Origin of the sequence: Streptosporangium sp. NPDC049078, assembly GCF_040648855.1 — a bacterium.
Taxonomy (GTDB): domain Bacteria; phylum Actinomycetota; class Actinomycetes; order Streptosporangiales; family Streptosporangiaceae; genus Streptosporangium.
This window is the reverse complement of the sequence record NZ_JBEZEL010000013.1, coordinates 152,491-164,855: the sequence shown is the minus strand read 5'-3', so window position 1 is coordinate 164,855 and position 12,365 is coordinate 152,491. Positions and strand designations below refer to the sequence as shown.

7 protein-coding genes are annotated in these 12,365 nt (G+C 63.3%); 4 read left to right on the top strand and 3 right to left on the bottom strand.

What is annotated here, in order from left to right; genetic code table 11:
* Nucleotides 1-107: 107 nt before the first annotated feature.
* The 4 genes from AB0B90_RS23240 to AB0B90_RS23225 are packed head-to-tail and all read left to right on the top strand — an operon-like array spanning nucleotide 108 to nucleotide 6,062.
* Entirely contained in the window at nucleotides 108-2,444 is a 2,337-nt protein-coding gene (locus AB0B90_RS23240; RefSeq protein WP_362924674.1) for an ATP-binding protein, read from the top strand.
* Nucleotides 2,441-4,105: a DEAD/DEAH box helicase family protein gene (locus AB0B90_RS23235; protein WP_362924672.1), complete on the top strand. Its 1,665-nt coding sequence runs from the start codon at nucleotides 2,441-2,443 to the stop codon at nucleotides 4,103-4,105. Before AB0B90_RS23240 ends, AB0B90_RS23235 begins: the two co-directional genes overlap by 4 nt.
* Nucleotides 4,102-4,701, top strand: a complete 600-nt coding sequence (locus AB0B90_RS23230) for a hypothetical protein (RefSeq protein ID WP_362924670.1) — start codon at nucleotides 4,102-4,104, stop codon at nucleotides 4,699-4,701. The genes AB0B90_RS23235 and AB0B90_RS23230 overlap by 4 nt, the downstream gene beginning before the upstream one ends.
* Before the next feature lie 26 nt (nucleotides 4,702-4,727).
* A complete protein-coding gene (locus tag AB0B90_RS23225; protein ID WP_362924668.1) occupies nucleotides 4,728-6,062 on the top strand; it encodes a sigma factor-like helix-turn-helix DNA-binding protein in 1,335 nt (444 codons plus the stop codon).
* Between the two features lie 250 nt (nucleotides 6,063-6,312).
* Here the strand turns inward: AB0B90_RS23225 and AB0B90_RS23220 are convergent, their stop codons facing one another.
* Genes AB0B90_RS23220 through AB0B90_RS23210 form a run of 3 tightly spaced genes read right to left on the bottom strand, consistent with a single transcriptional unit; the run spans nucleotide 6,313 to nucleotide 12,277 of the window.
* A complete protein-coding gene (locus AB0B90_RS23220; protein ID WP_362924666.1) occupies nucleotides 6,313-7,419 on the bottom strand; it encodes an AAA family ATPase in 1,107 nt (368 codons plus the stop codon).
* Nucleotides 7,416-9,299, bottom strand: coding sequence for a DUF1998 domain-containing protein (locus AB0B90_RS23215; RefSeq protein ID WP_362924664.1), 1,884 nt, complete (start codon nucleotides 9,297-9,299; stop codon nucleotides 7,416-7,418). Before AB0B90_RS23215 ends, AB0B90_RS23220 begins: the two co-directional genes overlap by 4 nt.
* The gene (locus tag AB0B90_RS23210; protein WP_362924662.1) at nucleotides 9,299-12,277 is read right to left on the bottom strand and encodes a helicase-related protein; all 2,979 of its coding nucleotides are present in this window, start codon (nucleotides 12,275-12,277) and stop codon (nucleotides 9,299-9,301) included. Before AB0B90_RS23210 ends, AB0B90_RS23215 begins: the two co-directional genes overlap by 1 nt.
* Nucleotides 12,278-12,365: the final 88 nt, after the last annotated feature.

The following is a 12,365-nucleotide window of genomic DNA, read 5'->3' as shown; positions in this document are numbered from 1 at the left end:
CCTTTAGTCTCGAGATCGAATGCTCGACTCATGAGAGCGGGCGGCTTCGCTGTGCCCACGCACGCCGCAGCCGCCATGACAGCGTCCGCCAGGAGGGTTCCGCCGGAGTGAAAATCACCCCTTCCGCCCGCGTGCTGAGCATGCTGGGCGAGATCGATTTCGACGAGTGGCAGTGTGTGGCCGAACTTGTAGACAACCCCTTCGATGACTTCCTTGATGTCCTCCGCTCGGGCACAGAGTGGCCGGACGGCTTCACGGTCAGCGTGACTCTGCCGTCGTCACCGCAGGGAGTCTTGGAGGTCCGCGATACTGGGCGGGGCATGTCATACGACCGGCTGGCGCGCGCGGTGCGGGCCGGCTGGTCCGGAAACGATATGCACGACAAACTCGGCCTGTTCGGCATGGGTTTCAACATCTCGACCGCCCGCCTCGGCAGGCGCACCCGAATCCTGACGACCCGCGCGGGCGACACGGAGTGGATTGGCGTCGAGATCGACCTCGACCAGATCAAGGACGACTTCGAGGCGAAGGACATCACCGAGACGAAGACCGACCCATCCCAGCACGGCACGAGGATCATCATCGACCGCCTGCATCGCACGCGTGCCGAGTGGCTGCGCCGCAACGGCGCCTCGCTCCGCAACACCCTCGGCTCGGTGTACTCGTGGATCCTCACCGAGCACCCTTTCGACCTCTACGTCGGCGGGACCCGGGTCAAGCCGGTCCGCCACTGCCGCTGGGGCGACGACCGTTATGTGCTTTACAACGGCAAAGAGCGGATCTCCGCCTACATCCCGATCGACGAGAAACTCCAGAACGGGATCGCCTGCCGGGATTGCGGGGAGTGGCAGATCGGTTCGGGCGAGGTCTGCTCTGTCTGTGGCAGTAGCGACTTGACCGTGCGTGAGCGCCGGATCCACGGCTGGCTTGGCGTCCAGCGCTACCTAGACAAAACCGAATACGGGATCGACTTCCTGCGTAACGGCCGGAAGATCCTGCGCTGGGACAAGCAGCTTTTCACCTGGAATAACCCCGACGGGATCGCGGGAAACGAGGAACCCGAGTACCCGGTTGAACTCGCCCACCAGGGCGGCCGCCTTATCGGGGAGATCCATCTCGACCACGTCCCCGTCACCTACCAAAAGGACGCCTTCGCGTACGGAGACCGTAGCTGGCTCACCGCCGTCGAGCTGCTGCGCGGCCTGGCGCCGCTCCAACCCCAGCGCGCCCGCAAACTCGGCTACCCGGAGAATGAGAGCCCGCTGGCCCTCTTGTTCAAGGGCTTTCGCCGCAACGACGCTGGCCTGCGCTACCTCGTCCCCGGCGATGGCCACAAGCCACTCCACTCGGCCACCCGCGACTGGGGCCGGAAGTTCCAGGCAGACGACCCGGCGTTCCAGACCGACGAGCACTGGTGGCAGCAAGTCCTGCGACACGAGGAAATCAAAAATCGAGGCAAGGAGGCCAAGACGGCAGACAGCGTGCCGCTCCAGCCTGACGAGAAAGCCGTCGGGGAAGCGCTCGGCTTCCCGATCGACATGCCTACCTCCGGCATGACCCGGCCGGAGACCCCGTCCACTGCCTCCACCACGCCCACCCGGACGGCCCCTGCGAAGGAGACCCGCAGCGAACGTTTGGCCCGCTACGAGAACGCGGCAACACCCTACACATACCTGAGTCGGTCGTTCGGCCACCCCGAACTCGGTTACTTAAAGGTGCGGACCCTGCTACTGAAGCCTGGCGAGCGGCTCATGGACGACAACGGGCTACACGCTCCCGTCCTCCTCGACCAGAGGTCCGGCAACGAACTCACGACCCTCGTCGACCCCGAGCACGCCGCGTTCCGGCGGTTCGGCGCGGACTACGCCGACCTGCTCCTAGTCGAACTGGCCGCCATCCTAAAAATTCGGGCGCGCTCCGACTGGAGCCCGTCCCAGCTCGTCGCCGCGATCCGCGCCGAGTCCCTGCAGGACAGCGCCCTCGACGGCACCACCGTCGGCGCGGAGGCCCGCGACCTTCTCACCGAGATCCGCGAGCGCGTGACCGAAACGCTCAACCAGAGCGGCGGCCACACCACCGCCTATGGTCACCTCACCCATGAGGAGAAGGTCGCAACCGAGGAGGAGATGATCGCCGCCGGATGCGTCGGCCTCGTCAGCCGTCTCGGCAAGGACTCCGGTTTCGTCCACCACATGCCCGCACTGGCCCTAGTCCGACTCGTTCAGGCGATGCCGGAGTCGTTCATGGATGGTGTCGTCTTCCGTGGCCCGTACGCCGGGGTGTCGTCGCCGTCCGGTAAGGCGCTGAGTTTGGCCCGGGTCACGGGCTGCCTCGCGGACGTGGCGACACTCGGCACGTTCGCGGGTGGAGCGACCGCCCAGCAACTGCGGCGGGCCCGCCTGAGTATCGCCTTGCTGCGTGACGAGCTGGCTGGCGAAAGGTGAGCGCCGTATTCCTAACGGCCACAGAACTGCGCGACGGCGGTCCGGAGGGACTGGTCAAGGCGATCGAAAGGCTCCTCTGGCATCTGGGTTTCCAAGACGTTCGCATCATCGACGGCGCTCACGACCACGGCGCCGACCTACTCGCGGTCCGCGCCCGCGAGCAGTGGGTGTTCCAAAGCAAGTGGAAGGCGCATGGCACGGCCGACCACGCGGGCGTCGACGACCTCGAACGTGCGCGCACCCACTACCGGGCCGACAAGGCCGTGTTGGTGACCAACACGGCCATCACCGCATCGGCCGAGGCGCGGCGCCAGGCGCTGGCGGGGATCGGCATCGACATCGCCCTTTGGCACGGGGCCACTCTGTACGCGATCGGTCAGAGAATGCCCGATCGTGTGCCCACCCCCTACTCCCTGCGGCCATACCAGAAACAGGCCGTGGCCGCGATCGAGCGAGACCTCGACACTAAGGGGACGGCTTTGCTGGTCCTGGCGACGGGGCTGGGAAAGACAGTCGTCGGCGGCGAGGTCATCGGCAATCTGTTGGCGTCACGGCCCGACGCGCGTGTCCTGGTCGTCGCTCACATGCGCGACCTGGTCGGACAGCTGGAGAAGGCGCTGTGGCGGCACCTTCAGAAGAGCGTGCCCACCCGCCTCTTGACTGGCGAACGCAAGCCCCGGGCCCTCGACGGCGTTGTCGTCGCGACGGTCGAGTCGGCGCTGTCCGCCGTACGCGCGGGTTATGAACCCGACCTCGTCATGATCGACGAGACCCATCACGTAGCCGAGACCGGCAGGTTTGCGGAACTCCTCGATCTGTGTGGGAGTGCGGGACGATTCGGAGTCACCGCGACTCCTTGGCGTGGCGACAAGTTTGACGTCATCGCCCGTTTCGGCTCTACCAGCTTCAAGATGGGCATCGCCGAAGGCATGGCGGCGGGCTATCTGTCGGCCGTCGACTACAAACTGTACGCGGACGGTGTCGACTGGGACGCCGTCCAGGACATCAGCCGTCAGGGCTACTCGATCAAGGACCTCAATCGGCGTTTATTCCTCCCTCAACGGGACGAGGAGATCGTCGAGCATCTGCGGGCGACGTGGCGGGAGACCTCCGAGCCCCGCGCCATTGTGTTCTGCCAGACAATCGAGCACGCCGAGCACATGGCGGGTCTTCTCGCCGTCTCGGACCCGGCGTGGATCAACGCCTCCCACTTGCACAGTGGTCTGCCTAAGCGTCACCGTGATGTCCTGCTCAACGAGTTTCGCCTCGGTCGCGTACCGGTGATCACCTGTGTGGACGTGTTCAACGAGGGTGTCGACGTACCCGACGTGAACCTGATCGCATTCCTGCGCGTCACCCACAGCCGGAGGATCTTCGTGCAGCAACTCGGCCGCGGGCTGCGGCTGAGCCCCGGCAAGAAGGCTCTGAAGGTCCTCGACTTCGTGACCGATATCCGCCGCGCCGCAGCGGTACTGAACCTGCGCCGGACTCTGGAAGCCGAGGAGACCGAGCACTTGGAACTTCCGCACGGCTCCCGGATCGAGTTCCAGGACGAGACGGTTGGCTCGCTGGTGGACATGTGGATCCAGGACGCCGCCGATCTCGAGACCGCGGCAGACGAGGTCCGCCTCCAGTTCCCCCTGCCGAAAGGAATCCTGTGACCGACTATAAGATCCCACCCGCCGTCGAGAAGGCGGTGGTCACGCGAATTTACGCCCAGGCCGACGAGGCCCAGTGGCCGCACCTCCAGGACGCGGACCGCACCCGCCTGTACCAGGAGTGGACGGAGGACCCGGAGATCGGCGGCCGCATCCTCGACTTCGTGGGGCAGCGGGCGAACATTCGCCCCTGGCTGAAGGACTGCCCCATGAAGGAGTACGAGCGGGCGCGGCGAGGGCAGGGCAAGTACGCCAAGTACGTGAAGCGGCTGGCCGCGACGCTCGAGCAGATGGTCGCGGCGACGCTCGGCCCCGGCTGGGAGGTCATCCCGGGGACCACCCAGCAGAAGCCGATGCGCGCGAGAATTCGCAAGGTAGGGACCGAGGACGAGGAGCAGCACTTCGTGGCCGGCACGGTGGCGAACCTCAAGCACCTCGTGTGGCCGGCAATCCTCGACCGGTCCACTGGGGAGACCTGGCCCTGGATGATCTGCGTCGTCGATCCATTCCGCGCTCCCGTGTCGCCCGAGCAGAAGGAGGAGCATCGGCACATGGCCAAGTTCCTCGGCGTGCGAATCGTCTATTTCAACGAGATGTAAGGAGAACCGATGGGGGCGAGCGATCGATGGACGAGTGGCTGATCAGGACGTGGGAAACCGGAGTCCTCGACGCGCGCGAGCGGGCCGTCATCGCCGACAGGGCCGAGGGGCGGACCCTGGACGAGGTCGGAGCGGCGCTTAGGCTGAGCCGCGAACGCGCGCGTCAGATCCAGAATCAGGCGCGGAAGCGGCTCGTGGAGATGGCGGACATCATCCAGGATGGCTGGCGAGAGACTATCCGCGCTGCGGGCGCGGGCCCGGCCGCCCCGCGAGAAGCCTTCGCCGCCGCGCTCGGGGTCGTTGACCACGTGGTGCTGGAGGAGCTGCTGACTGCGGCGGGGCTGGACGCGCCGCAAACGTGGGCGGGGCCCCTGCGCGGCTGGTGGAGTGTTGACCCCGGCGCGCTGGGCGGCGTCCTGCGGCGTCTTGTCGACATCGCTCCATTCTGCGGCAACGACCTCGGCCGGTTGGCCTCCGAGGCCGGAATGCCCGCAGGTCTCCCTCTGGCCGGGCTCCTGAACCACTCCAAGTCGCGGCTCGCCTTGAGCCTCGACGGGCATTGGGTCCGCCGCAAGGCGCGGAGACGCGATGCCGCGTACCTGTGGCTGCTGAACACTGGGCGCCCGTGCAGGGCCGACGAGTTGCTCACCCCCATGGCCGCGACGACTGTCGCGGCCGTGCGAGAGGCACTGCGCCGTGACGACCGGTTCCGGCAGATCCGCCCCGAGGGCACCTGGGCACTGACCGAGTGGACACACCTACGCGCGTCCACGTACGCCACTGCGGTGGAGGCGATGGTCGCGGTGGTCACCAAGTCGGGCCCTCTATCTCGGACGCGGCTCTTCGCCAGTGTGACAGAGCTGCACCCGGTTACTCCGTGGCGCCTGAAGCAGTGCCTGTTCAGTGACCAGCTCGGTGAGACCCCCGATGGCCTCGTTGACCTCGTCTCCCGCGGTGCCCGCCCCATACTGGAGGAAGAACCGGCCCAGCCCGATTCGATGGCCATCGAAGGCGATGTCCTAGGCGTGCGGATCTCTGTCACCCGGGACATCCTGCGCGGCAGCGGCGTCAACGTACACACCTGGCTGACCTGGCGACTCGGACTCCACCAGGCTCCCTCGAGCCGCACGTTCATGGTCCCCGGCAACCACTCGCCTCTTGTCGTCCGCCGCGGCACCAGCAGTGCCCAGCTCTCCAGCCTCCGCCGCCACGCGCTTGAACTCGAGGTTGTCGACGGCTGTGTACTCGCCGTCCTCCTCCGCCTCGACGAAGACGCCGCGCGCATCGGTCACGGCTGCGCGCCGGACACCTGCCCAGCTCGGCGGACGCGGACCGCCACACCACCAGCGGTGAGCTTCTGAGTCGCTCCGGCCTCGGTGGAGCCTCCGCCGAGGCCGGAGCGACTCAACTCGCTTCGCTGCTCTGGGGTTCTTCCAGCCACTTCCCCACGCGCTGTTTTTCGCAAGTGCGTTCACGCACCAAGGTGCGCGGGCAGCGGATCAGGTCCTGTAACTGCCGGACCAGCTTGAGATGGAAATCGCTCCGAAACCCGGATCCGAACATCGGTCAACATCGATGTCGTCCTTGGATCCAGGGCCAACCGGCTCGCGGTCAACTGATCCTTCGAAGAATTCTGTCTGGGAGGCCTGATACGATGGCTGGCTCACGTTCCCCCTCATAAGAAAAGTGAAGTTCTCGACGAGCTCTGGTAGAGAGGACGTAGAAACGCATCCGGGCGGCGGCACCTGTGGGGTCGTCGTCGTAAATTTCAAGCTGGGGGACAAAGACCGTGTCGAACTCCAATCCCTTCACGCTGAAGATGCTGAAAACCCGGATTCCGGTCTTGGCGAAGTCGACTGTACGGAAGTCTCGGCTGTTCCCAACGTAGCGTTGGACTGTGCGGACGTCGTTGCGTTGGAGATGATCCACCAGCAAGGTTTGGTCGTGGATGAATTTGAGGGCTACACCGATCTCCAGATCCGGGTGAGATCGGGCGTATTCAACGAGACGGTCAGCGAAGGCTTTGTCTGATCGATCCCTTGTCAAGGTTGGTGCAGGCCCCAGCCGAATGGATGCCGGTGGAAGGTCTTCCGCCGAACCGCAGTGGAAGCAGGATGCGAGGTCCGCGATCTGTCGGGTGTTCCGGTAGTTGATAGGGACCCTCCAGCGCCTCGTGGAAGAACCCAATGCGTTCTGTATCTCTGGGAGCGTGCTCTGGTCATCCCCGATGCGCTGGTTGTCGTCAGCGAAGACGGTTACGTCCGCAGCGAGTTGCCTGCATAGGAGGTAGAACTCCTTCGGGAGATCCTGCCCCTCGTCCACAACGAGGCTTTCGAACTCTTTGTCCAGGCTGGCGGGAGATCTGGCTAGTGAGCCGATGATCTCAGTCCAGTCGAATGAACCTTGTCGCTCACCAGGTGGCGGCGTCTCGCCGAAGCGGCGCTGCCAGAACTCATGAAACCACTTGTGGAATGTAATCACCTTACCCTTCAGACCCATACGATCGCCGATGAGGGTGGTGTACTGCCGGAGCAGGTTGGAGTAGGTGATCAGAACAACCTCACGGCCGGCGATGTCGAGCATCACCGCACGGTGGACGGCCAACAGAGTCTTTCCGGATCCAGGTGGACCGGTCACCAGATGCCGGCCTTCGAAGGGGAGCTCGATCAAAAGCTCCTGCTGTGGGACTGAGAGATCGAGGTAGAAGAGGGGTTTCACGACTCCCCTACGGCCGAGGCAGAAAGTTCTATCGCTGCCTCAACAACGGGTTGGAAGAAGCCGGGCACATCGCCGATATCGACAACCAATGCCCGATCGAGCAACGTGTTGCCGGTCTCGCAGCTCGTCTCTGGTAGAAGAACGCACGCGTGGCACGCAGCGCGATTGAGATTAGCGAACCCTTGACCGGTGTGCTCTCCGCACAGCGGGTCATTGGAGCACCACGTAGCGGACTCCAACAGCCTGACTACGGCTTCCGTTAGATTGGGCGGCTCGCCCTGACGAACCAGTCCACCGAGAGTTCCTTCCGCGTCACCGGCTGCGGTGTAGACGAGCACACCTGCCTGCGGACGCCGCTCATCGCTTTCGGGGTATCCGCGCGCGTAGACGCGTTCTCGTAGAGCTGCGGCACTGTATCCACAGTCAAAGGCGAGCTGACGGATGAGCAGGTGCGCGAAGGTATGCAGCAACACGTATCGGGGACGCAGGATGGAGCCAGTGTACTCACGAATGCGATCGTGCTGGAGCGCGGAGTTTAGGTCCTGTTCAAGATCTGCGATACGTCGCTGTATGACGGGCTCCTTCTCCCAGGTCCGTAAGCGTTGTTCGTCCAAGCGGATGAAGACCCCCTCACCGTAGGACTCAACCGCCGGGAGCCAGGATGGCCGTCCCGTTGGATGCACCGAAACGAAATTGTCTCGTCCTTGAATCTCATACCGCCAATACCCTTCGAGAGCACGCACTTCCCGAAGTTTGTCGACTACAGCGGTCTGGGAAATTCGCTCCTGTAGGCGGTGCAGGAATTCGGCATCGTCGGGTTGTAAACCAAGGCCTACCTCCCTGATCACCAAGGCGTTATTGAGATCGGGGGCAGTGGTCTGTGGGGTCGCCTGGATGAACGCTGACCACTCGTCCTCGCTGAGATCATTGTCCTCAGATACGAAGATGACGTGACCTGATGTCTCCTGCTCATATCTGCGTACTAGTTGGTCGACGAAGTCTTCGGTGACGTCACATTCGAGCGCGATGTACGCGCGCTGCATCTCGGCAATTGGACTCGTTGGAGAGCTGACCAGATCGGGCCAGATCTTGTGGTCGTAAACTCGCTGATCGGCCTGATCATCACTGGAGTCGACACCGACGACATTGGGGATGTCGATCGCAGAGTGCACCAAAGTGAAGTATACGTTGCTTGCCCCACGCTGAACGACCCTCGGCGTCTCGCCGCATGCGTGAGCGTCCTCGTCCCGCTGCCATGGTTGCCTTCCGGTACATTCGAGGCCGAGACGCTTCAGAATGTCCTTTTGGGTGACCGCCAATAGCGATCGATTGGCATGGCACGTCATACATCGGACTTTCAGGGAGTCCAGCCCGCTGGAGCGGGTACCGATGGTGAACTTCAGCGCCCGCATTTGACATTGGCGTTGTTCGGGCGTGTCTGCGGCGGAGTGCGCCCAAAGACGCCAGTCCACATCGCCCATGTGACCGTTCTTGCAGATCTGAATGAAACGCATCGGCACCAGTTTAGGATTTCCCGCGCACCTACCGCAGGTGGGCACTCTTCCTGTTTCCTCGTCCTGATTGCGCCACAGAATCATAAACCGGCAATTGGGGCAGAATAGCCATTTAGGGAAACGTTCATAGACCGGACCTGCGGCATTCGCTACATACTGCGCCTTGCCGTCAGGGGCAACGGGCGCGGCTCGGAACTGCTGCACGCCCAGCTTGACCGCCAACCGGCGCGAGTTGATCTCGACTCCGTGTTTACCCCAGGTGGTGATGTCGGCGGCCACGAATGACTCACCGCCCAGGTCGAAGATGCCGCCCACACCGAAGGGTGTAATCGTCTGCGCCTGGCGCACCTTACGCTTGATTACCACTAGCGCGCCCCCCTGACTTTGAGCAGGCATTCGCGGTCGATGCTTCGCATCGATTGGAGGGTATCCCACTCCCCTTGTTTGTGGCCATACGGCTTCAGGAGGTTTTCCTGTCCACGCCCTTGGGATCGGTAATAAAGGCGTTGCCCCTGAGCCTCTGTCATCTGGGCCATCTGCCGCCAGTATTCGAGCAATTCGATGAGCTCGGCCCTTACTACTTCCGCTTCCCTAGGATCGGCTGCGGCAGCGAAGTCGACAATACGCTGAACGATCGCCTCAATCTCCTCATCGTGATCGACGATCCGTCCTGCTTTATCCTCGCCGGCCAGGCCGAGACCATGTCGTATCAGGATCACCAGGACCGCGTGTAAGGCACGCCAGCGAGACTGCAACGACCAGGGTGTGACGCTGGTCGGTTCGACATGTCGATAAAGCGACCGGTGATAGACGCCGAAGGTCTCGTAGTGGGACCTGTCGCGAGGTTTGGTCGACCGGAACAGTGTCACGATTAGACCGGGTACGGCTGCACGACCGACGCGACTGGTGGCCTGGATGTACTCTGCGGTCGTCTTCGGCTGGCCATTCATGAGCATGAGCGCCAAGCGCCCCACGTCCACGCCGACGGACAACATGTTGGTCGTGGCTAGGAAAGAAACGCTGTCAGGTGCGGTTGCGGCCCGTCCTAACCGATCCAGAAGCCTTGGTTGGGCGGCGCGGGCAATGTTGCTGGTGAGTTCCTCTACCGATCCTTCGGGCAACTCCCGTTGGGTGGCCGGATCGGCCGCCAGGTGTTTAAGTCGGGCTGGAATATCGTCGTGGGCGATGGTGACCGTACGGCCGAGCTCGCGCAAGCTGTTGTGGTAAGCGACAAGGGTCCAGTAGGCCTCCCGCGCCTCCCCCTTGACGGCGATGTCCATCGGCGCCTGAAGCATTGCAGCTCCGGTATGCACTGTGGCGGTGGACGAGGTATGGCCTTGCGCCATGACCCCGACGTAAAGCCTGCCCGGCCGGGTGGGGTCGGGTTCGGTGAAGTACGACTCGCGAGCGTCCAGACCGGGGGGCGGGAACAGCTGGGTTTCCCGCCCGTACAAGCCGCGGATCTGGTCGCTCGACCGCCGGATGGTGGCCGTAGATGCAATGATCTTCGGGCGATGTCCATCCCAGGAACACAGTTCCAATATGGCGGCCTCGTAGAGGCCTACAGTGGTGCCAAGAGGGCCGGACAGCAGATGAAGCTCATCTTGGATGACCAGGGATGGCCTTAGTCTGCCTCCGCCGCCGAACAGACGGCCTGCTTTCGGTTCCCATGCGAGCCGGGCGAACTTGTCCACTGTGCCTAAGACGATCGTCGGGGGACGTTCATAGAGATGGGCGTCGACTACGGCGACCGGTAACTCATCATTGAAAGCACACTCGTGCCGAGGACAGAAGAACTTGAAGGAGGTGGTGTTGGCTCGAATCCCATAAGCGGCGGACTCAGAGTGGAAGCGTGGAACGATCTCGGTTCCGCACCAGGGACAACGCTCCAATAGAAAACGATCGTCGGGTTCGCCTGCAGCGAGTAGTTCCCGACACGCCTCGGCGGCGGCGACGTAGGAATTCGGGGTGGTCTCCATGCCGACCCATAGACCGATGGCGATCGGTTCATCGCCGAGGTCGGGGACCGGTCTGTCGAGGCCACGGCGGAGATATTCCAGTGCGCAGACAGTTGTCGCGGCTCTCTGAAACTGCTGTGCGGTTAGCAGGCTGAGAGTGTAGCGACTGAGTACGGTTGTGCCCCCGCCGGTCGCGGGATGCCGGATCCGTCTCAGCAGGATCACGAAACAAGCCACCAGGAGGTAGGCCTCAGTCTTGCCTCCTCCGGTAGGGAACCAGAGCAGGTCGACCTTTTCGCGGTCGGGATGCTCCTCGGTGAGGAGCCCGTCGACCAGTAGGAGAAAATAGGCGAGTTGGAAAGGACGCCATGCGGAGGCGAGGTCCGGCTCAGCCCAATGCGGTACCGCTTCGTCTCGGCGATGGCGAGAGCCCGCGAGGTCTTCTCCGTAGTGGCGCATCTGTAAGGCCATCGCCCGGTTGGCGAGGCGGAAAGCCGTCATCGCATGTTGATCAGCGGTCAGCGCCTTCACTCCGGAGCTCATTCTTTCGACGACACCCTGGATGCGTTTAGTGATCCTTTGTCCGGGTTCTTGCGCCCACTCGGGCAGCTCGTGTCGTTGAAGGTGCTGTTCATCGAACCAGGCACGATAGCCAGCGATGAACTCGGTCAGTTCACTGCGGAGTGTCTCGGAGCTCAAATCGGGGTCGGCCAGATGCGCGAGGCTTAGCACGGGGCTGTCGACGGGGCCGGCCGCGCGGACATGGTCAACGATCTGCTGGGGCATGACTTCGGAGAAAACCTTGGTCACGCGCTCGTCGGTCCAACCTTCTACGACCGCGCATCCGTGACCAATGGCATACGTCTTGGCATGGCGATACTGGACGCGAAGTTCTTGCTCTTCTTCATCACGGCTGGTAAGTCGTGTGCTGGGGTACTCCAGGATCTCTCCGTCCAACGTTTCGATCGAGACGGAGGATTGGAGCAGCATCAGGTCCCAGTCCTTACCCGTGTCCGATTCGCTGTGGGCGTTGACTAGAGCACAGGTTACGAGCCATTCGGTCCCGAAACGACGACGCCGAAGATGAATGCGCGCGTGTTCGTCGAGGACATGCACCGGACCTGTGTGGCCGTCGACCTCGATGACCTGTGGACCCAGCGGAATGCGTGCCCAGGAACGGCGCCCTCCCTGCCGCTGCGTCTCATAGCGGGCGGCTGAACATATGATCCGAAGTCTATGCGCGTTGGTGAAGAAGGAAATCCCCAATGAGGAAGGTAGCCATGCGTTGGCCTCGGCCACAGGGTCGTCGGCGAAGCGGTCTTCCTCCGAGCCGCCAGAACTGGACTCGTTGACTTCCTCCTCCCCATTGTCGATCGCCACCTCCATGAGAGCTCCACCCCTGGGATAGAGTGTGCCCATGAGGTAGCGGCGGTCGGGCGGATCATTAAGTACCTCGTGGTCTCCACCAGCGGGG